General features: G+C 67.6%; 20 protein-coding genes. 7 read left to right on the forward strand and 13 right to left on the reverse strand.

The genetic code is table 11. The features are described 5' to 3' along the window. Positions 1-42: 42 nt before the first annotated feature. Positions 43-1,713, reverse strand: coding sequence for a DUF4407 domain-containing protein (locus ACIA75_RS03750; RefSeq protein ID WP_397099559.1), 1,671 nt, complete (start codon positions 1,711-1,713; stop codon positions 43-45). A 939-nt stretch (positions 1,714-2,652) separates the two neighbouring features. Here ACIA75_RS03750 and gltB point away from each other — a divergent pair. From gltB to ACIA75_RS03765, 3 genes are all read left to right on the forward strand, one after another. Next, a complete protein-coding gene (gene gltB / locus ACIA75_RS03755) occupies positions 2,653-7,305 on the forward strand; it encodes a glutamate synthase large subunit (RefSeq protein WP_397099562.1) in 4,653 nt (1,550 codons plus the stop codon). A 119-nt stretch (positions 7,306-7,424) separates the two neighbouring features. Then, on the forward strand, positions 7,425-8,894 hold the full coding sequence (locus ACIA75_RS03760) for a glutamate synthase subunit beta (RefSeq protein WP_397100897.1): 1,470 nt from the start codon (positions 7,425-7,427) through the stop codon (positions 8,892-8,894). Positions 8,895-9,197: 303 nt separating this feature from the next. Continuing rightward, positions 9,198-10,097: a cutinase family protein gene (locus ACIA75_RS03765; RefSeq protein WP_397099565.1), complete on the forward strand. Its 900-nt coding sequence runs from the start codon at positions 9,198-9,200 to the stop codon at positions 10,095-10,097. Here the strand turns inward: ACIA75_RS03765 and ACIA75_RS03770 are convergent, their stop codons facing one another. The 3 genes from ACIA75_RS03770 to lysX form a co-directional block, all read right to left on the reverse strand. After that, complete coding sequence (locus ACIA75_RS03770; protein ID WP_397099567.1) at positions 10,098-10,712, reverse strand: histidine phosphatase family protein; 615 nt, start codon at positions 10,710-10,712, stop codon at positions 10,098-10,100. It lies immediately after the preceding gene. 134 nt (positions 10,713-10,846) lie between these two features. Next, a complete protein-coding gene (locus ACIA75_RS03775; protein ID WP_397099569.1) occupies positions 10,847-11,323 on the reverse strand; it encodes a hypothetical protein in 477 nt (158 codons plus the stop codon). Positions 11,324-11,440: 117 nt separating this feature from the next. Beyond that, positions 11,441-14,773: a bifunctional lysylphosphatidylglycerol synthetase/lysine--tRNA ligase LysX gene (gene lysX, locus ACIA75_RS03780; RefSeq protein ID WP_397099571.1), complete on the reverse strand. Its 3,333-nt coding sequence runs from the start codon at positions 14,771-14,773 to the stop codon at positions 11,441-11,443. Between the two features lie 247 nt (positions 14,774-15,020). Here lysX and ACIA75_RS03785 point away from each other — a divergent pair, with 247 nt between their 5' ends. Beyond that, complete coding sequence (locus ACIA75_RS03785) at positions 15,021-15,242, forward strand: RNA-binding S4 domain-containing protein (RefSeq protein ID WP_397099573.1); 222 nt, start codon at positions 15,021-15,023, stop codon at positions 15,240-15,242. 49 nt (positions 15,243-15,291) lie between these two features. On the opposite strand, the gene rraA is transcribed toward ACIA75_RS03785, so the two are convergent. The 8 genes from rraA to ACIA75_RS03825 all read right to left on the reverse strand — a co-directional run bounded on the left by rraA (position 15,292) and on the right by ACIA75_RS03825 (position 20,447). Then, positions 15,292-15,780 carry a ribonuclease E activity regulator RraA gene (gene rraA / locus ACIA75_RS03790; RefSeq protein ID WP_397099575.1) on the reverse strand — a complete coding sequence of 163 codons (489 nt, stop codon included), beginning with the start codon at positions 15,778-15,780 and terminating at the stop codon, positions 15,292-15,294. A gap of 334 nt (positions 15,781-16,114) precedes the next feature. Beyond that, positions 16,115-16,483, reverse strand: a complete 369-nt coding sequence (locus ACIA75_RS03795) for a DUF5313 family protein (protein ID WP_397099577.1) — start codon at positions 16,481-16,483, stop codon at positions 16,115-16,117. Between the two features lie 60 nt (positions 16,484-16,543). After that, positions 16,544-16,927 (reverse strand): DUF5313 family protein, encoded by a 384-nt coding sequence (locus ACIA75_RS03800; RefSeq protein ID WP_397099579.1) that lies wholly within the window; start codon positions 16,925-16,927, stop codon positions 16,544-16,546. Positions 16,928-16,936: 9 nt separating this feature from the next. Further along, on the reverse strand, positions 16,937-17,863 hold the full coding sequence (locus ACIA75_RS03805; RefSeq protein ID WP_397099581.1) for a CopD family protein: 927 nt from the start codon (positions 17,861-17,863) through the stop codon (positions 16,937-16,939). Beyond that, positions 17,860-18,414, reverse strand: coding sequence for a copper resistance protein CopC (locus ACIA75_RS03810; protein ID WP_397099583.1), 555 nt, complete (start codon positions 18,412-18,414; stop codon positions 17,860-17,862). Before ACIA75_RS03810 ends, ACIA75_RS03805 begins: the two co-directional genes overlap by 4 nt. Then, the gene (locus ACIA75_RS03815) at positions 18,411-19,073 is read right to left on the reverse strand and encodes a YcnI family protein (protein WP_397099585.1); all 663 of its coding nucleotides are present in this window, start codon (positions 19,071-19,073) and stop codon (positions 18,411-18,413) included. Before ACIA75_RS03815 ends, ACIA75_RS03810 begins: the two co-directional genes overlap by 4 nt. Further along, on the reverse strand, positions 19,034-19,690 hold the full coding sequence (locus ACIA75_RS03820) for a hypothetical protein (RefSeq protein WP_397099587.1): 657 nt from the start codon (positions 19,688-19,690) through the stop codon (positions 19,034-19,036). The genes ACIA75_RS03815 and ACIA75_RS03820 overlap by 40 nt, the downstream gene beginning before the upstream one ends. 112 nt (positions 19,691-19,802) lie before the next feature. After that, positions 19,803-20,447 carry a DUF6474 family protein gene (locus ACIA75_RS03825; RefSeq protein WP_397099589.1) on the reverse strand — a complete coding sequence of 215 codons (645 nt, stop codon included), beginning with the start codon at positions 20,445-20,447 and terminating at the stop codon, positions 19,803-19,805. Positions 20,448-20,723: 276 nt separating this feature from the next. Between ACIA75_RS03825 and ACIA75_RS03830 the strand changes: the two genes are divergently transcribed. The 3 genes from ACIA75_RS03830 to ACIA75_RS03840 all read left to right on the forward strand — a co-directional run bounded on the left by ACIA75_RS03830 (position 20,724) and on the right by ACIA75_RS03840 (position 25,165). Further along, a complete protein-coding gene (locus ACIA75_RS03830; RefSeq protein ID WP_397100899.1) occupies positions 20,724-22,397 on the forward strand; it encodes a TM0106 family RecB-like putative nuclease in 1,674 nt (557 codons plus the stop codon). A 14-nt stretch (positions 22,398-22,411) separates the two neighbouring features. Further along, positions 22,412-24,370, forward strand: coding sequence for a molecular chaperone HtpG (htpG, locus tag ACIA75_RS03835; protein ID WP_397099591.1), 1,959 nt, complete (start codon positions 22,412-22,414; stop codon positions 24,368-24,370). Positions 24,371-24,436: 66 nt separating this feature from the next. Next, positions 24,437-25,165, forward strand: a complete 729-nt coding sequence (locus tag ACIA75_RS03840; RefSeq protein ID WP_397099593.1) for a hypothetical protein — start codon at positions 24,437-24,439, stop codon at positions 25,163-25,165. Between the two features lie 337 nt (positions 25,166-25,502). Here ACIA75_RS03840 and ACIA75_RS03845 read toward each other — a convergent pair whose 3' ends face one another. Continuing rightward, positions 25,503-26,270 carry an SDR family NAD(P)-dependent oxidoreductase gene (locus ACIA75_RS03845; protein ID WP_397099595.1) on the reverse strand — a complete coding sequence of 256 codons (768 nt, stop codon included), beginning with the start codon at positions 26,268-26,270 and terminating at the stop codon, positions 25,503-25,505. Between the last annotated feature and the right edge of the window lie 35 nt (positions 26,271-26,305).

Here is a 26,305-nt window from a genome sequence, read left to right on the forward strand (position 1 = left end):
ATGGGTGTGAAAGAAGTGGATGGCCGGATATCCGCCGCCGGATCATTTGCCCGGGGGCAGTTCCCGGGGATGTCCGGGCTCGGGCAGTTTCTTCGCAGGCTGTCCGGGCAGCGCGGTTCCGGGTGCGGGCTCCAGATGTGTTGTGGCCGAAACGATGGCATCGGAGTCGAGGGTGATATCGGCGTCCACCACGGTGCGCTGCTCCGGAGCGGTGCCGCCGGATCCGGGCTGCGAGTCCGCGACCGGGCCCTCGATCGTGACCTTCCGGGTGCGGCGCAGCGTGAAGGTGATTTCCTCGGCTTCGGTGAGGACATGACGTGCGGTGCGCAACGGCCGGCTCGCGGTGTCGATGGCGTCTTCGATCGCTGCACTCACGAATCCGGGGACGAGTGGCCGGATCCAGCGGGCCGCGGTATCGGTGAACGGGACCGTGCCGACCAGCGGGAGTTCCAGGCCGGCGGCACGTCGGGGGTTGCCCCGGTCGAGCGGCACCGGCAGATCGGCGCCGGGCTCGGAATGCGGTCCGCTCCCGGGCTGGAGAGCCTTGACCGAGCCGGCCGCGAGCGCGCCGGATTCGGTGCCGCGCTCGGTGACCCCGACCTCCAGCCCGCCGAGCGCGGCGATGACCCGGGTCCGCTGCCGTTCCCGGGCGATCGTGGTGTCGGCCTCGGCGGCCAGCCGGGCTTCGGTGAGCTGTTGATCCGTCCGGACCGCCGCGGTCTCGGCACGCAGCCGGGCCTCCTGTTCGGCGACGGCCGCGTCGGCGGCGCGTTCGGCACGGTCGCGCACGGCGGCGGCGGCGCGGCGGCGTTCCTGCGCGGTTTCGCCGCGCCACCAGCGCAGGATGAGTGGAAGCAGGGCCAGGAGCAGGAAGAACAGCCAGGTGAACAGTCGGATCACCAGGGCCCCGAAGTCGGCGTACGTATGGTCTTGTGTCGCGGTCCAGCGGGCGCCCAACCCGCGATCGCCCTCGGCTGCTGCCGTGGTGCGGGCTGCCTGCAGCGCGGCCCGGGCGTCGATCACCCGCTGATCCAGCGGCGCCACCCGGTTCTGTGCCGCGGTCAGGGCCTGGCGGGCGTCGTCGAGCATCTCGTTGGCGGTCTGGGCCTCGGGGCCACGGCCGGGTACACCGGTGATCTTGGTCTGCGGGCATTCCGGGCTCGGGTTGAACTCGCACCGGGCGACCACCAGGGCGGTATCGATATCGGCCGAGGCCTGGGCGATGGTCCGATCGAGCGCGGCCCGTTCGCCGACCGCGCGGTCCATATCATCCTGTGCGGTGCGGACCGCCGGGGCGGCGTAGGCGGTCACGGCCGCTTGTTCGTCGAGGATCCGGTCGACCGCGCCGGTGAACAGCACCGTTGTCGCCAGCTCGGCCACCAGCAGGCCGGCGATGAGCGCCACTCCGAGTCGCAGTGCCACGGCCGGTGTGTTCGGGTCGCCGGCCGGGCGGTCGGGCCGGGCGGTCGATTCGGCCCCGGCCAGGGCCCGCCCGATCAGGCCCGCGAGCAGTCCGGCGATCAGGGCGGCGGCCGTGACGGCCCAGCCGGACCAGTCGGCGAGCCCCAGCGCGACCCCGGTGACCGCGGCGGTGACCAGCGCGAACAGCGCTACACCCGCGCCGGTGACGGTGTAACCGGTGCGCTCGTATCCGTCGGCGGTCTCGGTGGGCTGGCCGCCGCCGAGCCAGATGAACATGCCGGTGACGCTCATGGGATCCATAACCTCTGCAGCTGCCATCGATTCGTTGTCTCAGCGTGACAGGCGGCACGCTCGCGCATCGAGCCCTGGCGGGAGGGTGTGGTCATCTTCACAGGAGCCGGTGAGCGTGTCGTTCCGTGGCCGGTGATCGCGCCGGGACAACGGCGTTGTGCTGGCCGAATCCGGTGCTGCCGCAACGAGAACGGGTGCCGCAGCCGTCCGCGATGTGTGGTGTGCGCCACTGTGGAGCCGGGTTGCTGATCGTGTGCTGGATCATCGAAAACGTAAAACAGGCCGGACGGTCGGATCATGTTCTGCGCTCGTCACAAGGCTGTCACGAACATCTCATCGGGCCCTGCAACAGTTAGCCGCAGGCGCCCTGGTTTGCCGGTGGCCGCGGCCGGGAAATCATCTTCGATGCAGGTGAGCGTGGGTTCGGCGGATGTGGAGACCACATCGGGAATCGAGCCGGACCGGTGAATCGCCGCTGTTCGGAGGCCGGTCCGGAATCGATTCTTCGCCGAACGCTGCTTTACACTAGAAAACGCGCATATGTGGAGGAACGAATGAAGAAGCCCAGCTAGACCGGATTATTAGGGCAACCTTGGTTGGTTGGGTACCGGACCTGGCTTATCGTTTGCTCTTACGCCGCACATACCGATGTCCGGCCGAAGGCACGTTCGGGCAACCACCGGCAGAGCCAGCCTAGCGGGCGAAACCCGCCTCCGGGTTCCGAGTGCGTAAGCGCTTCGTTACCAGCGGGCACCGGCGCACAGGCGCAGGTGGAAAACAACTTCAGACGTGACTGCACGCCGAACACCATCAGCGCGGCTGGTGTCGGCCAACGTACGAACGCAGTCCTAGCAGGGAGCGTTCGACAGTACCGGCGTTCGACAGGGCGTTCTCTCCAGGCCGCACCACGTCGAGGTCGACTTTCTCGAAGGCAGAGGCATGACGCAACTACCTGGCCACAGGTCCCCCGGACCCATCGGGCTCTATGACCCGGCGAACGAACACGACGCATGTGGCGTCGCGTTCGTCGGTGATATGCACGGCCGCCGCAGCCGTGACATCGTCGACAAGGCCATTACGGCCCTGTTGAATCTGGAGCACCGCGGCGCCGCGGGCGCCGAGCCGAACTCCGGTGACGGCGCGGGCATCATCATCCAGGTTCCCGACCGCTTCTTCCGAGCTGTGGTCGACTTCGAGCTGCCGCCGGAGGGCTCCTACGCCACCGGTATCGCTTTCCTGCCCCAGGCCCGGCGCGAAGCCGCGCGGGCCTCCTACGGCGTCGAGAAGATCGTCAAGGAAGAGGGCCTGGCGGTTCTGGGCTGGCGTGAGGTGCCGATCGACGAATCGTCGCTGGGTGCCCTCTCGCGTGACGCCATGCCGCTGTTCCGGCAGCTGTTCATCGGCTCGCCCGCGAATTCGGCCGAGCCGCTCACCGGAATGGATCTGGAGCGGCGCGCCTACGTCATCCGCAAGCGGGTGGAACACGAGCTCGGCAAGGCCGGCGCCGGCGAGGGCGCGGTGGGTAAGGAGTCCGTCTACTTCCCGAGCCTGTCCGGGCAGACCTTCGTCTACAAGGGCATGTTCACCACGCCGCAGCTGCGCGCCTTCTACCTGGACCTGCAGGACGACCGGGTGGAGAGCGCCCTGGGCATCGTGCACTCCCGGTTCTCCACGAATACCTTCCCGTCGTGGCCGCTGGCCCATCCGTTCCGCCGGGTCGCGCACAACGGCGAGATCAACACCGTCGCCGGTAACGAGAACTGGATGCGGGCGCGTGAGGCACTGCTGCGTTCCGATGTCTTCGGCAAGGATTCGGCCGGTAAGAACCGGCTGGAGAAGATCTTCCCGGTCTGTACCCCCGGTGCCAGTGATACCGCCCGTTTCGACGAGGTCCTGGAACTGCTGCACCTGGGCGGGCGCAGCCTGCCGCACGCGGTGCTCATGATGATTCCCGAGGCCTGGGAACGTAACGAGACCATGGACCCGCAGCGCCGCGCGTTCTACGAGTACCACTCCATGCTGATGGAGCCGTGGGACGGCCCCGCCTCGGTGTGCTTCACCGACGGCACCGTGATCGGCGCCGTCCTGGACCGCAACGGCCTGCGTCCCAGCCGCGTCTGGGTCACCGACGACGGCCTGGTCGTGATGGCCTCCGAGGTCGGCGTGCTGGATATCGACCAGTCCAAGGTCGTCCGCAAGATCCGTCTGCAGCCCGGCCGCATGTTCCTGGTGGACACCGCGCAGGGCCGGATCGTCGGCGACGAGGAGATCAAGTCCAAGCTGGCCGCCGAGCACCCGTACCGGGAATGGCTCGACGCCGGTATCAAGCATCTCTCCGATCTGCCCGACCGCCCGCATGTGCACATGTCGCACGACCGGGTGCTCATCCGGCAGCAGATCTTCGGCTACACCACCGAGGAACTGAACCTGCTCATCTCGCCGATGGCGAAGACCGGCGCCGAGGCGCTGGGCTCGATGGGCACCGACACCCCGATCGCGGTGCTGTCGGCGCGGCCGCGGCTGCTGTTCGACTACTTCTCCCAGCAGTTCGCGCAGGTCACCAACCCGCCGCTGGACGCTATCCGCGAGGAGGTCGTCACCAGCCTGCGCCGCCATATCGGCCCGGAAGCCGATCTGCTGCATCCCAGCCCGGAATCCTGCCGGCAGATCGCCATCCAGCAGCCGATCATCGACAACGACGAACTGGCGAAGCTGGTTCATATCAACGACGACGGCAGCCACCCCGGGCTGCGATCCGTGGTCGTGCGTGGTCTGTACGAGGTCGCCGCGGGCGGGGCGGGCCTGCGCCGGGCGCTGAACGCGATCAACACCCAGGTCTCGGCCGCGATCGACGGCGGCGCGCGGATCATCGTGCTGTCCGACCGGGAATCCAACGAGAAGCTGGCGCCGATCCCGTCGCTGCTGCTCACCGCGTCGGTGCACCACCATCTCGTCCGGGAACGCACCCGCACCATGGTCGGCCTGGTGGTCGAGGCCGGTGACGCCCGCGAGGTGCACCATATGGCCACGCTGGTCGGTTTCGGTGCTGCCGCGATCAATCCGTACATGGCCTTCGAATCGATCGAGGACATGCTCGAACGCGACGCGCTGGCCGTGCCCGGCAGCGCCGGCGACCCGGTGGAGGCCTACCGCAAGGCGGTAGCGAACTACAACAAGGCCGCGAGCAAGGGTGTGCTGAAGGTGATGTCCAAGATGGGCATCTCCACCGTCGCGTCCTACAACGGCGCGCAGCTGTTCCAGGTGATCGGCCTGTCGCAGGAGCTGGTGGACGAGTACTTCACCGGTCTGCGGTCGCACCTCGGTGGTATCGGCCTGGACGAGATCGCCGCGGATGTCGCGGCGCGGCACGCGGTCGCTTTCCTGGAGAACCGCAACGAGCGCGCGCACCGCGAGCTCGAGGTGGGCGGCGAGTACCAGTGGCGGCGTGAGGGCGAATACCACCTGTTCAACCCGGACACGGTGTTCAAGCTGCAGCACGCTACCCGCAGCGGGCAGTACTCGATCTTCAAGGAGTACACCAAGCTGGTCGACGACCAGTCCGAGCGCCTGGCCTCGCTGCGCGGTCTGATCAAGTTCAAGAAGGGCGCGCGGTCGCCGATTCCGATCGAGGAAGTCGAATCCGCCGCTGAGATCGTGAAGCGTTTCTCGACCGGCGCCATGAGCTACGGTTCGATCTCGGCCGAGGCGCACGAAACCCTGGCCATCGCGATGAACCGGCTGGGTGGACGCTCCAACTCCGGTGAGGGCGGCGAATCGCCGGCCCGGTTCGAACCGGAGGAGAACGGCGACTGGCGCCGCAGCGCGATCAAGCAGGTCGCCTCGGGCCGGTTCGGTGTCACCGCGCACTACCTGACCAACTGCACCGATATCCAGATCAAGATGGCCCAGGGCGCCAAGCCGGGCGAGGGCGGCCAGCTGCCCGCGCACAAGGTGTACCCGTGGGTGGCCGAGGTCCGGCATTCGACGCCGGGCGTGGGTCTGATCTCGCCGCCGCCGCATCACGATATCTACTCGATCGAGGATCTGGCGCAGCTCATCCACGACCTGAAGAACGCGAATCCGCAGGCGCGGATTCACGTGAAACTTGTCGCCGAGCCCGGTGTCGGTACCGTCGCGGCCGGTGTGTCCAAGGCGCATGCCGATGTCGTGCTGATCTCCGGCCACGACGGTGGTACGGGCGCCTCCCCGCTCACCTCGCTCAAGCACGCGGGTGGTCCCTGGGAGCTCGGCCTGGCCGAAACCCAGCAGACCCTGCTGCTCAACGGTCTCCGGGACCGGATCGTGGTGCAGGTGGACGGTCAGATGAAGACCGGCCGCGATGTCATGATCGCCGCGCTGCTCGGCGCCGAGGAGTACGGCTTCGCGACCGCGCCGCTGGTGGTCTCCGGCTGCATCATGATGCGGGTCTGCCACCTCGACACCTGCCCGGTGGGTGTGGCCACCCAGAATCCGGTGCTGCGTGATCGGTACACCGGTAAGGCCGAGTACGTGGTGAATTTCTTCATGTACATCGCCGAGGAAGTCCGGGAACTGCTGGCGCAGCTCGGTTTCCGCACGCTGGACGAGGCCATCGGCCGGGTCGACCTGCTCGATACCGCCAAGGCCAAGCAGCACTGGAAGGCGAGCAAACTGGATCTGTCGCCGATCCTCGACGATGTCGAGACGGCGTTCATGTTCCAGGACCGCCGCCGCACCAAGGAGCAGGACCACGGCCTGGACAAGGCGCTGGACAACGAGCTCATCGCGCAGAGCCGCGACGCGCTGGAGTTCGGTAAGCCGGTCAAGATCGACACCAAGATCACGAACGTGAACCGGACGGTCGGCACCATGCTCGGCCACGAGGTGACCAAGCTGTACGGTGGCGCTGGTCTGCCCGACGACACCATCGACATCACGCTCACCGGTTCGGCCGGTAACAGCTTCGGCGCGTTCGTTCCGGCCGGTATCACGCTGCGGGTCCAGGGCGACGCGAACGACTATGTCGGCAAGGGTCTTTCCGGCGGTCACCTGGTGGTGCGCCCGGCCCCGAACGCCCCGGCCGAGTTCAAGGCCGAGGAAAACATCATCGCTGGCAACGTGATCCTGTTCGGCGCGACCAGCGGCCAGGCGTTCATCAGCGGCGTCGTCGGCGAACGTTTCGCGGTCCGGAACTCCGGCGCCACGGCCGTGGTCGAAGGGGTCGGCGATCATGCCTGCGAGTACATGACCGGTGGCCGGGTCGTCATCCTGGGCGAGACCGGACGTAACTTCGGTGCCGGTATGTCGGGCGGTCTGGCGTTCGTCTACGACCCCGACTCCACCTTCTCCGGCCGGGTCAACACCGAACAGACCGATGCCGTCGAGGCGCTGTCCGGTGACGATTTCACCTGGCTGCGCGACATCATCGGCCAGCACCGGGACCAGACCGGTTCCGCTGTGGCCGAACGGATCCTGGGCGACTGGTCGCAGCAGGTGAACCACTTTGTGAAGGTCATGCCGCGCGAGTACAAGAAGGTGCTGCTCGCCATCTCCGAAGCCGAGAAGAGCGGTAAAGATGTCGATGAGGCGATCATGGAGGCCGCTCGTGGGTAGTGAGAGAGCGTTGAAGATGGCGACGATGAGGCGCTGTAACCATTCAAGGCCGCTCGTGGCCGATAAGAGTATTCCGCAGATGGCGTCGACGAGGCGCTGTGACTATTCGGGGGCCGCTCGTGGGTGACACCCAAGGATTTCTGAAGCACACGTCCCGGGAGTTACCCGAACGCCGTCCGGTGCCGCTGCGGCTGATGGACTGGAAAGAGGTCTACCAGGAGGGTTTTGCGCACGAAACCCTGCAGCGGCAGGCCAGCCGATGTATGGATTGCGGTATCCCGTTCTGCCACAACGGCTGCCCGCTGGGGAACCTGATTCCCGAGTGGAACGACCTGGTCTACAAGGACCGCTGGCGTGAGGGCATCGACCGGCTGCACGCGACCAACAACTTCCCGGAATTCACCGGGCGGCTGTGCCCGGCCCCGTGTGAGGCGTCCTGTGTCCTGGGCATCAACCAGGATCCGGTGACGATCAAGCAGGTCGAGGTCGAGCTCATCGAGAACGCCTTCGACGAGGGCTGGGTCGCGCCGGTCTACCCGACCCGGCTCACCGGTAAGCGGGTCGCCGTGGTCGGTTCCGGTCCCGCCGGGCTGGCCGCCGCGCAGCAGCTCACCCGTGCCGGGCACACCGTGACCGTTTTCGAGCGGGCCGACCGTATCGGCGGCCTGATGCGCTACGGCATCCCGGAATTCAAGATGGAGAAGCGGTTCATCGACCGCCGGCTGGCCCAGATGGAGGCCGAGGGCACCATCTTCAAAGCCGGTGTGAACGTCGGTGTCGATATCACCGCCGACGAGCTGCGGGAGCGGTTCGACGCGGTGGTCCTGGCCGGTGGCGCCACCCAGGCCCGCGATCTGCCCATTCCGGGACGCGAGCTGGACGGTATCCATCAGGCGATGGAGTTCCTGCCCTGGGCCAACCGGGTCCAGCACGGGGACGCGGTGACCGACGAACAGGGACTGCCGCCGATCCACGCGCACGGCAAGAAGGTCGTCATCATCGGCGGCGGTGACACCGGCGCCGACTGCCTGGGCACCTCGCACCGGCAGGGTGCAGCCAGCGTGCACCAGTTCGAGATCATGCCGCGGCCGCCGGCCGAACGTGCCGGCTCCACCCCGTGGCCGACCTACCCGCTCATGTACCGGGTCTCCTCGGCGCACGAAGAGGGTGGCGAACGGGTGTTCTCGGTGAACACCGAACGGTTCGTCGGCGCGGACGGCAAGGTGACCGGTCTCGACGCGCACGAGGTCAAGATGGCCAACGGCCGGTTCGAGAAGGTCGAGGGCACCGATTTCACGCTCGAGGCCGATCTGGTGCTACTGGCCATGGGCTTCGTCGGCCCGGACAAGCCCGGTCTGCTCACCGATCTCGGGGTCGGCTACGACCAGCGTGGCAATGTCCAGCGCGACAAGAACTGGGCCACCAACATTCCCGGCGTTTTCGTTGCCGGTGATATGGGTCGCGGCCAGTCGCTGATCGTGTGGGCCATCGCCGAGGGCCGCGCGGCGGCCTCCGCGGTGGACAAGTACCTGGAGGGCGAAACCGCTCTCCCGGCGCCCATCCCGCCGACCGCGGTCGCGCAGCGCTGAGTTAGACACCGAACTACCCCACGGCGCGGTATCTCCGATTCGGAGGTACCGCGCCGTCGTCTTTGTCCGGGCACGCCGTATTCGGCTTCGTTTGTGATCTAGGTGCGGTTCGGCTGGCGGTGGATGTGCTGTGGCTCTATTGTTATCCCTGGTGTGTTCCGGCGCCTGATCGTGACCCGATCGTGTACTTGTGACTCTTGATTGTTGTTCACCTGTTACGCATCGGCGGCCGTCGGCCGGTTCGGCACCTTGCGACGGCGGAATCGGGAGCGCCCCACCAGGGGCCAGGGTGACTGGAGCAGTATGCAGTTCAAGAGGGTTGCCGCAGCGCTGGGCGCGTGTGCGGCTGTCGCGTCGGGGCTGGTGGCCGCGGGAGCGACGGCAACGGCCGCGCCCGGTTGCCCGAGCCTCTATGTGGTGGCGATTCCGGGGACATGGGAAACCGGGCACGAAAAGTCCCCGGGGCCGGGCATGCTGGCCGATGTCACCGATGGGCTGCCGCGCTCCGCGAAGGTCGATTACGTCAGCTACGCGGCCACCGCATTCCCTTGGGAGGGGGATGTCTACGGGCGGTCCAAGAACGAGGCCGTCGACAACGCTCGCGGCTTGATCACCGATATGACCGCACGGTGCGCAAATACCAACGTCGCCCTGGTCGGCTACAGCCAGGGTGCGCATGCCGCCGGTGATCTCGCGGCCGAGATCGGTACCGGCCTCGGCCCCATCCGACCGGAACGGATGTCCGGCGTGGGGCTGATCTCCGATCCGCGCCGGGCCGCCGCCGATGTCCAGGTCGGCCCGCATGCGCCGGGCGCCGGCGCCGCCGGGCCGCGGATCGGCGGATTCGGCTGGCTCAGTGATCGCACCCGCACCGTATGCATTCCCCACGATCTCTACTGTGCGACCGCACAGGACGATTTCGTCACCCGCTTCGCGGGCTTCCTGGCGCAGAGCTCCGACGCCAACCCCGCCAACATCTGGCGCTACCAGCTCGAGGCCGCCGCGATCGTCAACGATGTGATGAAATACGGCGGCATGCCCACGCTGCAGGCACAGCTCTCCGAAGGCGCCAACGAGCAGCGGTTCAAGGACCTCGAAGCGTTCTACCGTTCCGAATCACACCACGCCTACGGCAGCTACCGGGTGGGCAACGGCCAGACCGCGCTGACCTGGATGCACAACTGGATTGCGGATATGGCCTGATCAGCTGTTCGCGATATTGCGCGGCAGCAGTTCCCAGACGTGGCCGTTCTCGTTCACCGTCGCCGCGGTGCGGCGCCCGGTGCGCGAGAACAGGACACGGGTGATCGAGCAGTAGTCGATCGGGAAGGTCAACGGCCGGGCCAGGCCCAGTATGTCCTGCAGGGTGATGTTGATGACGCCGCCGTGCGCGAAGACCACCACGGTATCGGCGGCGGCCGTGGTGGAGGCGATCTCCGTTATCGCATCGCGTACCCGGTGCCGGAAGGCCTCGGCGTCGATCTGCAGCGGCAGGTGACCTTCCTTGATCCGGTCGTAGGCGTCACGGAATTCGACCTTCGCGTCCTCGATCGGAATATAGGACGGTAGCTCCCGGTCGTATTCGGCCAGTCCGTCCACGATCTCGATATCCAGGCCGAGTTTCGCCGCCGTCGGCGCCGCGGTCTCCCGGGCCCGGCGCTGCGGACTGCTGAGCACCCGGACGATCCGATGACGGTCCAGTGCTGCGGGCACCCGTTCGGCCTGTTCCACGCCGATCGGTGCCAGGCCGGGATCGGCGGCTTCGCCTGCATTGTCGACCCGCTGCGGCTGGGCATGGCGAACAAGTATCAACTGCACGGGTCCACTCTGCCGTATCGACGTCGTGGCCGACCAACCGAGGCGATGCGCCGAACTGCCGGGTCGGCAAACAGTCGACGGCCCGGTTCGCCGTTCGGCGAACCGGGCCGTCTCCCGGAAATGTTTCCGGCGGGTCAGTGGCCGACCGGCGGGTACGGTGGCTGACCGCCCTGTGGCGGGTTCGGGCTATTCGGGTCCGAGGGGTAGCCGCCCTGTTGTGGGTAGCCGCCTTGCTGGGGATAACCCTGCTGCGGATAACCACCCTGCTGGGGATAACCGCCCTGCTGCGGGTAGCCACCTTGCTGCGGGTAGCCGCCCTGCTGGGGGAACCCGCTCTGCGGTGGGTAGCCGCCCTGCGGTGGCTGGCCGGGCGGCGGGAACTGGCCCTGCGCGTTGTCGTTGCTCTTCTTCTTATTCAGCACAATGACCGCGACGACGATGGCCACGATGACCAGCACGCAGATCAGTCCGACGATCCAGCCGCCACCGCCGCCTTTGCCCTTGCTCTTCTTGCGGGCCGCCAGATCGGTCGCCGACGCCAGCACATCGGTGTCGGCCCAGGCCGAATAGTCCACCTGGCTCGCATGGCTGAGCAGGTCCAGATAACTCACAATCAATCCCCGTATTCCGAAAGTAAGGCCCCTCCTCCTGGGGCCGGGACACTACACGGTACTTCCCCGTAGCGTGACCACGAAACCTCCAGCCCTCCCTCTCACGGAGGCACTACCTCAACGATGCCGGACCAGCGGAAAGCTCTGGGTTTCCCGAATGGGGCGCCCGGTCAGCAGCATCAGGACCCGCTCCACGCCCAGGCTGAGGCTGCCGGTCGGCGGCATGGCGTGCTCCAATGCGCAGAGGAACTCCTCGTCGAGCCCGGTACCGGCCGGGCCGCCATCGGCGGCCAGGCGTGCGTGCGCGGTGAACCGGCGGCGCAGTTCCACCGGGTCGGTCAGTTCGCTACGACCGCTGCCCAATTCGATTCCGCCCGCAACCAGATCCCAGCGTTCGGCCAGTCCGGTACGGCGTCGATGCGGGCGGGCGAGCGGGGAAACCGCGGTGGGAAAATCCGTGTAGAAGGTGGGCTCGGAGGTGGTTTCGGCTACCAACCGCTGGTAGAGGGCGTATACGGTCCGGCCGTGGTCCCAGCCGGGCTGACAAGTGATATCGGCTTTTTCGCACAGTTCGCGCAGGTCCGGCAGGTCGGTTTCCGGAGTGATCTCGGTACCGGCTTCCTGGCCGAGTGCTTCGTAGATCGAACGCACCCGCCATTCGCCGGACAGGTCCACCGCCTCGAGTGAACCGCCGGGGCGTGGCCGCATCGCGATCATCGAATCGTTCGCGGCCAGTGCCGCCTGCTGTACCAGTTGCCGGCACAGGGTCATCATCCGCTGGTGATCGCTGTGTGCCTCATAGGCTTCCAGGAGGGTGAACTCCGGCAGGTGCCGTGCACCCGCGCGGGTATTGCGGAAACTGGGCCCGAGTTCGAAAACCTTCTCCACACCGCCGACACACAGCCGCTTCAACGCCGCCTCCGGCGCGACCCGCAGGTGCAGATCGGCATTGTCGGCGTCGATCTGCGTGCGCATACTGCGTGCCGTGCCCGTTCCGGAGCCGGGCTGCAGAACCGGTGAGCTGACCTCCAGGAAACCGCCGTCGTGCAGGGCATCTCGGAGGGAGCGCAGGACAGCGCTGCGGCGGACCAGCAGTTCGCGGGCATCCCGGTCGATCATCAGGTCCAGATATCCGCGCCGCATCCGCGTATCGGGGTCGGTGAGCCCGTGCCATTTACCGGGGAGCGGACGCAGGCATTTGCCCAGCATCCGCCAATCCGCCACCAGCAGCGACAGTTCACCGCGGCGGCTGTAACCCAGTTGCCCGCTGACCGAGATCAGGTCACCCAGATCGACGAGTTCGGCGAATTCGGCGCAGCGCTGGGCGCCGAGACGATCGCGGTCGAGCAGGAGCTGGATATCGCTGGTCCAGTCGCGGACCACCGCGAACAGCACACCGCCGCAATCACGCAGCCGCAGCAGCCGGCCGGAGACGCGGACGGTGGTGCCGCGCGGGACCCGGCGGGCCGCGGCCACGGTATGAGTCGGCGGGAAGGGCCGGGGATACGGGTCGATATTCGCGGCGGTGAGACGTTCCAGTTTGTCGATCCGGACCCGCATCTGCTCCGGCCGGCGGTCGTGCTCGGGTGCCGGGTCGGTCACCGGTGCCGGGACGGTGATCTCCGGCCGTACGACCGCGGCGTTCGCCGGGGCGGCACGATAGCGCCCGGTATAGGTGAACGCGCCGGTGCCGCCGGGCAACCTGGGCAAGAGACCTTCGGCGCGCGCGCTCGCCACGGCGATCCGCGGGAGGTCTCGTGGGTCCGACGCCAGGACGAATCGGGGCATCCACCGCGGCTGATACCGCATACCGCAGCGGTACAGCCGATCCAGTTGCCACCACTGCGAGAACGACAGCGGCAGGGTGCGTGCGCCGCGTAGGAGGGGTGTCATCGTGGTGGCGACCGAACGGATTCTGCGCACCGATCGCGGCTCGCTCCGGTGTCCGGCGGCTTCGAACACCGAGCGGAAGACGGTGAAGTTCAACGAGACCTGTTCGATGCCGTGCTGTTCGGCCCGGAGCGCGAATTCCGCGATGAGCAGGTCGGTGATGTCCTCGGCCGAATCCGGTTCGCGGCGTAGGAGCTCCAGGGTGACCCCGGTACGGCCCCACGGCACCAGCGAGAGCAATCCGACTGTGTGGCCGTCGGCGTCGATCGCCTCGACGAGCAGGCAGTCCTCGTCGCGCCGGTCGCCGAGCCGGCCGAGGGGGAGTGGATAGCCACGCTCGGTCTCGGTATGACGCCACTGCTCGGCGGCGACCGCGAGCCGCGCGAATTCGGCGGTCCCGATCTCGCGGTGGCGCCGGATCCGCACGGTCACACCCTGTTTGCGCAGCCGGGCGACAGCATCGCGGACGGGTCGAAGTTCCGGGGTGGCCAGCGAAAAGGTTCGCGTATCGAGGAGGGCCTCCGCGCCGGCCGGCTCAGCGGTGAGGCCCGCTCGTCGATATACCGGCACCCCGGTTTCGCTCGCGCCGATCACGGCGACCGGCCAGCCGAACCGATCCGCGTGGCGCTGCCAGGCTTCCACCGCCTGCGGCCAGCAGTCGCGGGCGCCGATCGGATCACCCAGCGCCAGGCAGATCCCGAGTTCCACCCGGAAGCCGATGGCCGCGCGGCCGTTGGGGGTGAAAACGACACTGCGGTCGCGGCGGGTCGTGAAATAGTCGATCGATCCGGCCGGGTCCGGACCGTTCAGCAGCCCGCGCAGCGCCGTCTCGTCGGTTTCGGTGAGCGCGTGCTCGGTTCGCTGGGTGCGCAGCAGCACGCCGATGGTCGCCGCGAAAACCAGCGCGCCGAACAGGCCGACCAGGAACGCGGTGCCGAACGGCGCGGAACCGGCGAGGTCCCCCTGCACTGTCAAAGTCGCCGTGAGCTGGGAAACAACGAACAGTGCGCGGGCGCCACCCGAGGAAAGCGAACCGGGAAACAGCTGCACCACACACCAACCGGCCAAACCCGCGGCGGCCAGACCAGCGGCACCGACGGTAGCCGCGGGGCGCGGTGAGCACGGCAGCGTCCGGGCCCCGAATTGCGTCCGGCCGGCGACGAGGGCGACAACGGCACTGACGTGTACGACCAAGGCGACAGCGGCATGGCGATCGTGTTCGCGCACGATATCGACCAGGTTCACCGGTAACCAGCTCGCCAGATAGATGAGCGCGGCCCACCAGGCCAGCCGTTTGCGCCGGGACAGGCTCAGAGCGAGCAACCCGGCCATGGCCGCCCACAGCAGGTTCGTAGCCGGTGCGTGCAGGTAGTACTGGTCGAGGTAGTCGCGGGGACCGCGCAGCGCGGCGGCCAGTGCGGGCGAAAAACTCCAGATCAGGCAGGCGGTGGCGAGAACTCCGGATACCAGCGCGAGGATGCGCGGTATCGCCGGGAACCGTCCGGGTGTTCCGGATCGGCCGGGTTGTTCGAGGTCTCGCGGTTCCTGCGTGGATATCACTGTTCCAGTCTGCCGCCCGGAATCGCCGAATCCGGGCTGTCTACCGGCGTGTTAGGCGTATATCGGCCGAGATCCGCACGTATTGCCCTGTGCGCGGGGACGGTTGGCCGAATTGGGAAACCCGGTCCCGGGCGTGGCGCGCGAATTCCGGTGAAATGTCGGGTATGTCGCATTATCCAGCGCCGTGGCGCCGGATTCGCCCGGGGTGGTCGGAGGGCTTGCTGACCGGGGGAGTAAGCATGAGGTTATGCCGGATCCAATCGATGTGCCCGTCGACGATGCCGCCATTCGGCTCGGACAGTTCCTGAAACTGGCCAATCTGATCGAATCGGGGTCGGAGGCCAAAACCGTCATAGCCGCCGGGCTGGTGCGGGTGAACGACGAGGTCGAGTTGCGCCGTGGGCGGCAGCTACAAGTGGGTGATGTCGTAGCGCTGGCCGGGCATCAGGCCCGGGTGAGCGCCGGATAGTCCTGCGGCCGGGGCGCTGCCGCCGATCCGCGAAGAGGCCGGAACTCGATCAGTCCTCGGCGCGGACCACGATGCCGTCGTGATCGCTGTACAGCATCTCGCCGGGCCGGAAGGTGACCCCGCCGAACTCCACCGGGACGTCTTTCTCGCCGGCGCCCTGCTGGGTGCTCTTGCGCGGGTTGGTGCCGAGCGCCTTCAGTCCGATCTCCAGCGTGCGCAGAATCGCCGAGTCCCGGACGGCACCGTTGACCACCACACCGGCCCAGCCGTTGTCGACGCCGCGGCCGGCGATGATATCGCCCACCAGGGCGGTATGTACGCTCGCGCCGCCGTCGACCACCAGCACCTGTCCGGCACCGGGTTCGCTCAGCGTCTGTTTGACCAGCAGGTTGTCCTGGAAGCAGCGGATCGTGACGATCCGGCCGGAGAAGACCGGGCGCCCGCCGAACTGGATGAACTGGGTATCGCAACTGCGGATATCGGGGCCGATCTCATCGGCGAGATCCGCGGTGGCCACCTGCTGCTCTGATTCGGTCACCTTTCCGATTGTGCCGGTAGGTTCGTCGCAGTCGGCACCGACCCCCGGTGGTGTCGGCGATATCCCCGGTCCGGGCTTCAGTGTCCACGGCGCATGAGCGAGACCGGCGGCCGGTCAACATCCTGACAGCGGAGACCGGAGCGCAGGCGAAGGTATCGCACTACGGCCTCCGGGCCTGACTCGTTCATGCTGTGCCTATCGGGCATGAGCGAGGGCCCTGCGTGGTGACGCTGCGCTGCCGCCTCCGGGCCTGACTCGTTCATGCTGTGCCTATCGGGCATGAGCGAGGGCCCTGCGTGGTGACGCTGCGCTGCCGCCTCCGGGCCCGACTCGCTCATGCGCTGGGGCGATAGCGCAGGTTGTAGAGCTCGCGGTCGTGCTGCGTGAATTTCTGCCGGTCCGCCAGATCTGGGTCGAGGCCGTGCTGCACCAAGCGGTAGCGCCGCCACACCCAGGCCAGCGAGATCGTGAAAATGATCAGCGGCACGATCATCATGACGATAATTCCGAGCTTGAGGGTCATCGGTCCCGGGTACAGCAGGATCAGGATGAAGAACGGAATCACCGGCCCGACGAAGCGAACCAGGTAACGCTCCATGGCCCGGTGGCCACAGAGATCGTCGACAACCCATTCGTGCAGATCCGCCGGTAGCTCGCGGCCCACATCGTAGGCGATCCGTTGCTTGAAAGTCGGCGTTTTCATAGCTCCAGGCTATGCCGGTGTGATCGCCGTCACCAGGGTTGATTCGGATTCGGACGCTGCTCAGGCCCGTCCGTGGCGCTGTTCATAGGCCGTGCGCTCGACCTCTTCGCGGCGCCGGACATCGGCATCGGCCAAGGCGGGGTCCAGACCGTGCTTGACCAGCCGGTTGCGCCGGAACACGTAGGTCAGCGCCACCGTGAAATAGATCAGCGGCAACAACAACAGCGCCATCATCGACGCGCCCACCCATATCGGCCCCGGTACCAGCAGGAAAAGCAGCAGGACCAGCACGATCGGCACCAGCATGCGAACCAGGTAGCGCCGGGTGGCGCCGGGGCCGGTGAGGTCGTTCAGCACCCAGTCCGAGTATTCGGCGGGCAGGGCGCGGCCGCAGATGTATCCGATCCGCTGGAAGAAGCCTGGGGTTCCGGACCGGTCACGCATGACCACAGGTTATCCCGTGATAGCCAGCGATGCCGCCAGCCCGAAAACCAGCGCCATCACCGAGACCTCCACCACCGCACGCCGCAGCGAGGCCTCGGCGCTCATCCGGTGCGCGGCCGCCGCCGCGACCCAGCTCCTGCGCCACCACCAGCCGAGCGCGAGCAGCACGATCAGCAGGATCGATTTGGCGACCATGATCCGGCCGTAACCGGTGGTGAAAAATGGGGTGATCCCACCGACCCGGACCAGGCCGTTGATCACCCCGGTCACCGCCACGGCGGCGACCATCGGCACCGCGATTGCGGAGTACCGGGGCAGGGTGGCGGCCCAATCCCGGCGGCCGCGCACCACCAGGGCCAGGGCCAGCAGCAGACCCAGCCAGATCGCCGCGGCCAGCGCGTGCACCCCGGCCAGTACCGAACCGAGCGGCTGCTGCGACATATGCCCGGTGATCGGCCGCAGGGTCACGGTGACCGCGGCGAACACCAGTACCAGGTCGGGGGTGCGCTGCAGCGGACGCCGGAAGGCGAGGGCGGCATAGCCCGCGACGACCGCCGTACCGCACAGGATGGCCACCCCGATCTGACCGGCGCTGATACGCACCAGATAGGTGCCGAAATCCGCCGGGCTCAGCGCGGCCACACCCGAGCCGACCACCTCGCCCGCGGCGAAAACCAGTACCGCGAACTCGAGGCAGCACCACAACCCGGCCAGTACCGCCATCATCCGCCACGGCACGTCCAGCCGTTCGTTCAACCGCGGCAGCGTGGCGAGGCCGAGCACTGCCGCACCGGCGAGATCCGCGCCGACCCGCACGGCAGCGGCCGCCGGAATATCGCTCAGCGTCCAGGCCAGCAGTACCCCGAGCAGGCCCGCCGGAACAGCGAGCCCGAGCGCGACTCGCCGATCGAGCCCGCCCGGGAGACCACTTCTCACGGCCGGCTCTTACCCTTTCCCAGATTCGCCCCGAACAACGCGAACGCCAGCCCGGCACCGAACAGGATGACCGCCCCGGCGATGTAGACCCACACCGGTACACCGCCGCCCGAACCGTCGCTGGAACTCTGCGCGTTCGCCGCCGGTCCGGGTGTGCCCTGGCCGGCGGTGCTCAGCGTGAAGGTCCGTTCGCCGTCGACGACATGGCCGTCCGCCGAGGTGACTCGATAAGCGACCCGGTACACCCCGGCCGGGCCGAGATCGCCGACCTCGACACTGAGGTCGCGGCCCTCGACGACCGGCTCGCCCTTGGACCACAGGTTTCCGTCCGGACCCACCACGGTCATCGCCGGGAAATTCGGCTGCAGCGGTTCGTTGAAGGTGATGGTGGCGCGCGCCGGTCCGGCGTCGAGGGTGGCCCCGTCGGCCGGTTCGCTGCCCACAACGGTGGAATGCGCGCTCGCGGTCCCGGCGATCGGTCCGATGATCAGCCAAATCAGGGCGGTGACCAGCGCGAACAGTCGAACCGATCCGGTCGCCCGGCGGCTCACCGCCGACCCCTGACCACAGCGCCGACGCCGGCGCCCAGGGCCAGTGCGGCCAGCGCCAGGCCGATACCACCGAGCCAGCGGGCGGTGGTATCGGTGCTGTCGCTCTCGGCCGGGGCCGCCGCGGACCGGTCGCCGTGCTCATGGCCGGAATCCTCGGAACCGGCCGGGGTGAGAGCGAGGACGGGCGCGGGATGTTCGACCGAATCGTGGTCGCCGGTTTCGTTCCAGCGCACGACCGTTCCGTCGCTGTAGGTCTGTTCGGCCGGGAAGCTGATCGACTCCGATTCGGGCAACGGTCCCAGCGACACCACGAAACGCTGGAATTCACCGGGCCGGATACCGGGAGCACCGGGATTCGCGGTCCAGGTGACCGCGACAACCCGATCCTGGTCGTCGCGGTCGATTTTTGCGGTCCAGCCGGGGACCGGTTCGGTGCGTGCCGTCGCCATCTCCGGCACGGTGATCCGCACGGCGGTGGTGCCGGCGGTCTCGGATTCGGTCGGCACGCTGAAGGTCGCGACAGCCGAACGTCCGGGGGTCGCGCTGGGAGCGGAAACGGAGACATGCGCGGCTGCCGTACCGGCGCCGGCGAGGACGAATCCCGCGGCGGTTACGGCGGTCAGGCCGCGGCGCAGGGTCGGGGAAAACCCGTAGGACATGGGGCGAATACTTTCTCTCCGAAGGAATTGGGTACGTCGGTGGCCACGCGTGCCGGCGGCGCACGTGGACCGGATGCCCCGTTCGGAGGGCGGTATCGCAGGGTTGAGACATTCGTGGCGGCAAGGACCCGGGGTACTCGCGGCACCGGGCGCGCGGCTGCGAGCAGTACCCGCAGCACCGCCGACGCTTCCCGATAGAGCCGCTCGGCCGCGGCGATCAGCAGGGTGCAGAGCAGCACCGCCAGCAGATGGGCGGCGAGCATCGCGGTCGGCAGCGGTCCGGCGATCGACTCGCCGATCGCGGTATCCGCGCCGGTGTGGTGGCCGGTGAGACCGGTCAGGGCCCAGTGCCCGGCGAACTGACCTGTCGCGAGGGGCAGCAGAATCCCGAGTCCGGGGGTGGCGGCCCGGTGCGCGAACCTGCCGCGTATTCCGGCGGCCACGGAACCGGACGCCCACCCGGTGACCAGGGTGACCAGCAGCAACAGCGCGACACCGGTCGACGAGGGATAGCCGCCGCCTGCCGCTCCGTGCGCCGCGACCGCCAGCGCTCCGGTTACCAGGCCCACCACGAGGCCCCGCAGCTGAGCGGGGCCTGGACACAGGTTCGTGGGCATCGGGCGCTTTCCTGGATCTCGGTGCGGCGGGGTTCGCCGGTCGCCGTCCATAGTCGCCGACGGGCCCGGGCGACGTATACCCGGCCCGGGACGATCGTGTTCTTCGCCGTGATCAGGCGACGCCGAGGCGGGCCAGGACGTCCGCCTCGATCTTGGACAGTTCGGTGGCGATCGACGCGTGCACCGAGCGCCGCCGCGCCGCGGGCATCTGATCGGCGGTGCGGACGGCCGAGGTGAGCGCGTCGAGCCGGCTGCGGGCGCTCGCGACGAACTGCTGGGCGTCCTTGTCCTTGCCCGCGTTCCCGTTGGTGATCTTGTCGAGGGCGGCCTCGGTATGGGTGATCCGGGCTTGGAGCCGGCCACCGTGCCCGGCGTACTCGCCGAGCTGATTCACCCCGACCCCGAGCTGTTTCGCCCGGCGCGCGTCCAGTTGGCCGCGCACGTAGGTCGCGCCGCGGTAGGCCAGCGGGGCGAGCACCGGAACCAGCACCCGTGCCACCCCGAGGTACTTCTTCACCTCTCCCGGACTGAACGGGTCCCGCTCGGCGCGAGCGGCCGTTTTCAGGGCGGCTTTCTCCTCGGCCTGCAGGGCGGCGACCTGTGCCTTGGCGACCTTGCGCTGGGAGCGAGCTTCGGTGCGGTGCCGTTTGCGCTCGTTCTTGGCGCCGAGTTTGGCCTCGATCGCGGCCTTGTGCTTGAGAGCCTTGGCCTCGGCCCGCCGACTCGGCCGCCGCTTGCGCTTGGTGAACAACCCCATCGAAGGCCCTCCGTAATGCTGGTTCGCTGCGGCGATACGACGCGGAGAACCGCACCGTCCACCCGTGTCACACGGTTCGCGGACACCTTATCGGTTTCCCGGCCCAACCGGCGAGAGACTCCGCACGCGGCGGGCTCTCGAACCCTGATCGGGTGCTCGATTCGGTGGACTGTCGGGGGCAGGGACCATACTGCTTGCGTGCAACCGGGCAGTATCGACCGCGAAGATCCCGCCGAAGCCGGCGCCGGCGCCGATTCCGATCGGCGTGAATTCCCCGTGCTCACCGGCCGGGTCCCGGCCGCCGAGGGCGACCGGCCGGTCTTCCTGGACGCGCGGGGGCTGATCGGTTGCCGACATCGGCTCGGGCTCGATGCCACCTATCCGGAACAACTGGCCGACGTGCGCGAGGACACCGGCGTACAGCAGCGCCGCGCCGCCGCGCAGGCCCATCGGGACCGGGTCCGGGACACTCTCGTCGCCGCGGATCCGGACAGCTGGGTGATCATCGACCCGGCCCAGTCCGCCCGCGCCCGCGCGGCGGCCACGCTGCGGGCGTGCGCGGCGGGGGCCGCCCGCATCTGGGGCGGGCTGCTCCCGCAGGAACCCGATACCGGCCGCCGCGGCGGCGCCGAAATCCTGCTGCGCGACGAATCCGGTGGCTATATCCCGGTCATCGTGGTCAACCACAAGGTCACCGATCCGCGTAAACCCGAACCGGCCGAATTTCATCCGCTGACCTCGGATCTGCTGCACTGGCATCCCGAACCCGACCGGGCCCGCAAGCTGCGCCAGCAACCGCGGGACCAGCAGCGCCTCGCCCATGTGTATCGGATGCTGCAGCGCAACGGTCTCGCGCCCGCCACCCCGGCCGGTGGCGTGATCGGCTTCCATTTCGACCGGATACTGGTCCACGACCTGACCGCGGTGCTCACCGATTACGACACCCGCTACGCGGATCGGATCGCGGTGGTCCGCGGTGAGGTCGCGACCGTGCCGTCGAAAGTGCCCGAATGCCGCCAGTGCCCCTGGTGGACGCGCGGCACCGCGGGCGGTTGTCAGGGCTGGTTGAACGAGCACCGCGATGTGAGTGTGGTGGCGCCGGGTTCCCGGGCCGACGTGCTGCGCGGGCACGGTGTGCGGACGATCGACGAACTGGCCTCCTGGATGGGGCCGGAACCCGAGGACTGGCAGCACGGGCCGTTCGAGGAGGCGGTGGTCACCGCGCGGGCGTGGCTGGTGGACGCGCCGCTGGTGCGCCGGTTCGAGCGGGTGTGGGTGCGCCGGGCGGATGTCGAAGTGGATGTCGATCTGGAGAGCTACCAGGAGGAAGGCGCCTATCTCTGGGGCACCTTGCTCGACGGGGTGTACCGGCCGTTTGTCACCTGGGATCCGCTGCCCACCGAGGACGAAGGCCGGTCCTTCGTCGAATTCTGGACCTGGTTGATGGGGGTCCGTGACCAAGCAGTGGCCGCCGGTAAAACCTTCGCCGCCTACTGCTATTCACGTTCCGCCGAGGACAAATGGCTGTACGAATCGGCTCGCCGGTTCGCCGGGCGCCCGGGAATCCCTACCGAGGCGCAGATCACGAAGTTCGTCGATTCGGTGCAGTGGGTGGATATGTTCCAGGCCGTCACCGATCAGTTCATCTGCCCGAGCGGTAAAGGACTGAAGAAGATCGCGCCCGTCGCCGGGTTCGCCTGGCGTGATCCGGAGGCCGGCGGCGAGGCGTCGATGAGCTGGTACCGGCGCGCGGTCGGTTACGACGGTGCGCCGGATCTCACCCAGCGCACCCGGTTGTTCGAGTACAACGAGGACGATGTGCGCGCGACCGCGGTGCTCCGCGAATGGATGAATCCGCGCGACCCGGTCGAACACTGTGCGGAACGGGAAGTTCCCACGCTCGGTGATTTCGCACAGGCTCCCGGAACGCCGAGCCCGGCGCAGACGTGATTACGATGTCTGGCGTGACAGAGCACGTCGAACAACTCGAGTTCCAGGCCGAGACCCATCAGCTGCTCGAGCTGATGATCCACTCGGTCTACTCCAACAAAGACACGTTCCTGCGGGAGCTGATCTCGAACGCTTCCGACGCGCTGGACAAACTGCGGCTGGAGTCCTACCAGGACAAGGATCTGCACGTCGATACCGATGATCTCCATATCGAGCTGGAGGTCGACAAGGATCAGCGGATCCTCACCGTCCGGGACAACGGCGTCGGTATGTCGCGCGCCGAGGTGGTCGATCTGATCGGAACCCTCGCCAAATCCGGAACCGCCGAATTGCGCCGCAAACTGAACGAGGCGAAATCCGACGCCGCCGCCGAGGAGCTGATCGGCCAGTTCGGAATCGGTTTCTACTCGACGTTCATGGTGGCCGACAAGGTCGTGCTGACCACCCGCCGGGCGGGGGAGACCACAGCCACGCGCTGGGAGTCGGCGGCCGGGTCGGGGACCTACACCATCGAAACCCTCGACGAGGCCCCGCAGGGCAGCGCGGTCACCCTGCACCTGAAACCGGCCGACGCCGAGGACCATCTCTTCGACTACACGCAGGAGCACAAGCTCCGCGAGATCGTGAAGAAGTACTCCGATTTCATCGCCTGGCCGATCCGGATGCAGGTCGAGCGCACGGTGACCGAGGGTGAGGGCGAGGAGAAGCAGGAGAAAACCGTCCTCGAGGAGCAGACCCTCAACTCCATGAAGGCCCTCTGGACCCGCCCCAAGGGCGAGGTGTCCGAGGAGGAGTACCACGAGTTCTACAAGCACGTCAGCCACGCGTGGGACGAACCGCTGGAGACCATCGCGCTCAAGGCCGAGGGCACATTCGAATATCAGGCGCTGCTGTTCCTGCCCTCGCAGGCGCCGTTCGACCTGTTCACCCGCGAGCACAAGCGCGGCGTACAGCTCTATGTGAAGCGCGTGTTCATCATGGACAACTGCGAAGAGTTGATGCCGGAGTACCTGCGCTTCGTCAAGGGCGTGGTGGACGCCCAGGATCTGTCGCTGAACGTTTCCCGGGAGATCCTGCAGCAGGACCGGCAGATCCAGATGATCCGCAAGCGGCTGGTCAAAAAGATCCTGAGCACGGTCAAGGATCTGCAGAGTGCCGAGGACCAGGCGAAATACCGTACGTTCTGGCAGGAATTCGGCCGGGTCCTGAAGGAGGGCCTGCTCTCCGACTTCGACAACCAGAAGACCCTGTTGGAGGTGTCCTCCTTCGCCTCCACCCACTCCGACACCGAGGCGACCACGCTCGCGGAGTACGTGGAGCGGATGCCCGAGGGCCAGGACGGCATCTACTACATGACCGGGGAATCCCGGGATCAGGTCGAGCGGTCGCCGCATCTGGAGGCCTTCCGCGCCAAGGGCCGCGAGGTGCTGATCCTCACCGACCCGGTCGACGAGATGTGGGTCGGCTCGGTCACGGAATTCGACGGTAAACCGTTCCAGTCGATCGCCAAGGGCGAGGTCGATCTGGAGACCGAGGAGGAGAAGAAGGAATCCGAGGCCCTGCGCGAACAGCAGGACAAGGATTTCGCCGAGGTGCTGACCTGGCTGGGTAAAACGCTGGAGGACAGCGTCAAAGAGGTCCGGCTCAGCTCCCGGCTGACCAGCTCGCCGGTCTGCCTGGTGGGTGATGTCTTCGATATGACCCCGATGCTGGAACGGATGTATCGGGCGTCGGGTCAGGAACTGCCGCAGTTCAAGCGGATTTTGGAACTCAACCCCACCCATCCGCTGGTGACCGGGCTGCGCGATGCCTACGACGCCCGCAAGGACGACGCCGATGAGGGGAAGGTCCCCGAGCTCATCGAGACCGCCGAACTCCTGTACGGCACGGCTGTGCTGGCCGAAGGCGGGGAACTGAAGGATCCGGCCAAATTCGCGCAGATCCTTGCCGACCGGCTGACGCGTACGCTCTGACCGGAAGGAGGCCGCGGCGTGCCCGCGGCCTCCTCCCGAATTCCCCGGGGGCACCCATGGGATGAGGTGGCCGAAGAAGTACGCGGCTTTCCCGATTTTTGCTGCTGCGGCCATCGCATACCGGAGGTCGGGCACACCGGCAACGGTTCTGTTCGGCCGGGGCGCAGCATGGGCTCACCGGCACATCATCCGAAACCTTTTGGGCGCACAGGTTTTCGTGAGGACTTCGACCTGCGGTTTGTAATTCGTCAAGGGGTGCGGGCGATGGATTATCCGGGACACGCGAATCGTGTTCCGGATAGGAGCTCGATCATGTCGACTACCACTGTGGCGCGCCGTGGATTGCGCTACACCTCGCTTCGGATCGCGCTGCTCGGCGCGCTGTTCGCTGCCCCCGCCCTGGCAGTGGCACCGGCTTCGGCGGAACCAGGGATCGGTCCGATCACGACGCACCTCGCCCCCGTCTCCGATGACTATGACTCCGCCGGCTACGACCGGTGGGGGTATGACCGCGAAGGTTATGACCGATTCGGTCGCGATAACCGCGGTTACGACAAAGAAGGTTTCGACCGGTGGGGTTATGACCGTGACGGCTATGATCGCGACGGCTTTGACACGTGGGGCTACGACGAGGACGGTTACGACGAGGACGGTTACGACCGGTGGGACGCCACGCGCGACGGATGCCGTATCGACGGCAACGATGAGAAGTGGGCAATCCGCCGGATCTGCGATGCCTGGCGGGCACGCGTGGCGGCTGCCGGCCCCTTCGCCGATCGAACCGGCCTCCTGTAGTAGGCGCACCTGGAAGGCGAACGCTCGCCGCCCGCTTTCCGGTCGGGATGGTGCCGCCCCGGGCAAGACCTCCGACCTATCCGAACACGTATACAGGACCGCGGATTCGGCCGACGAGAAACTGAAGGGTCCGGCGAGGTGCCCACTACCGGAGGCGGCTGTGCCGCAGTCGGTTCCGCTCCGGCTCGGGGTGTAGCCGGCTGACCCTCCGCGCGGTCTGTGACGCCTGGCGGACGAAGATCCGGGAGCAGCGGATAGCTGCACACCCATTGTTGTACACGAAGGCCCGCCGTCCGTTACCGGGCGGCGGGCGTTGCAGTCGTATTGCGAGCCGGAGTTACCGCGGTGCCATACGCAGGGCGCCGTCCATGCGGATGGTCTCGCCGTTCAGGTAGTCGTGCTCGACGATGTACTGCGAGAGCTGCGCGTACTCGTCCGGCCGGCCCAGCCGGGACGGGAACGGGACACCGGCCTCGAGGCCCTGGCGGTATTCCTCGGTGACACCGGCGAGCATCGGGGTGTCGATGATGCCGGGGGCGATGGTGTTCACACGGATGCCGAACTGCGCCAGATCGCGTGCGGCCGGAACGGTCATACCGTGCACGCCGCCCTTGGACGCCGAGTACGCGATCTGCCCGATCTGGCCCTCGAACGCGGCGACCGAGGCGGTGTTGATGACGACACCACGCTGGCCGGCTTCGTCGACGGCGTCGGTCTTGGCGATGGCGTCGGCGGCAAGGCGCATCACGTTGAAGGTGCCCAGCAGGTTCACAGTGATCACCGTGCGGAACAGTTCCAGGTCGTGCGGGCCGTTCTTGGACAGGATGCGACCGGCCCAGCCGACACCGGCACAGTTGACCACGATACGCAGCGGGGTCCCCGATTCGACCACCTTCGCGACGGCGGCGCCGACCTCTTCGTGGCTGGTGACATCGGCGGCGAGCAGGGTGACCCCGTCGGGGACATTGTCGCCGGCGCGCTCGATCGACTGCGGTACGTCGAGCCCGAAGACGGTGGCGCCCAGATCGGCGAAACGCTTGGCGGTGGCGGCGCCCAGACCGGACGCGCCCCCGGTGACGATGGCGGCGGAACCCGAAATCTCCACGATGGTCCTCTCGTTCGTGACAAGCCAGTTGGCCT

The sequence above is a fragment of the Nocardia sp. NPDC051750 genome, assembly GCF_044453135.1.
Classification (GTDB): domain Bacteria; phylum Actinomycetota; class Actinomycetes; order Mycobacteriales; family Mycobacteriaceae; genus Nocardia.

What these genes read in the sequence shown, in the direction of transcription:
- ACIA75_RS03750 (WP_397099559.1), bottom strand. Translation starts at nt 1,713, where the DNA reads ATGAGCGTCACCGGCATGTTCATCTGGCTCGGCGGCGGCCAGCCCACC.
- gltB (WP_397099562.1), top strand. Translation starts at nt 2,653, where the DNA reads ATGACGCAACTACCTGGCCACAGGTCCCCCGGACCCATCGGGCTCTAT.
- ACIA75_RS03765 (WP_397099565.1), top strand. Translation starts at nt 9,198, where the DNA reads ATGCAGTTCAAGAGGGTTGCCGCAGCGCTGGGCGCGTGTGCGGCTGTC.
- ACIA75_RS03785 (WP_397099573.1), top strand. Translation starts at nt 15,021, where the DNA reads ATGCCGGATCCAATCGATGTGCCCGTCGACGATGCCGCCATTCGGCTC.
- ACIA75_RS03795 (WP_397099577.1), bottom strand. Translation starts at nt 16,483, where the DNA reads ATGAAAACGCCGACTTTCAAGCAACGGATCGCCTACGATGTGGGCCGC.
- ACIA75_RS03800 (WP_397099579.1), bottom strand. Translation starts at nt 16,927, where the DNA reads ATGCGTGACCGGTCCGGAACCCCAGGCTTCTTCCAGCGGATCGGATAC.
- ACIA75_RS03815 (WP_397099585.1), bottom strand. Translation starts at nt 19,073, where the DNA reads ATGTCCTACGGGTTTTCCCCGACCCTGCGCCGCGGCCTGACCGCCGTA.
- ACIA75_RS03820 (WP_397099587.1), bottom strand. Translation starts at nt 19,690, where the DNA reads ATGCCCACGAACCTGTGTCCAGGCCCCGCTCAGCTGCGGGGCCTCGTG.
- ACIA75_RS03825 (WP_397099589.1), bottom strand. Translation starts at nt 20,447, where the DNA reads ATGGGGTTGTTCACCAAGCGCAAGCGGCGGCCGAGTCGGCGGGCCGAG.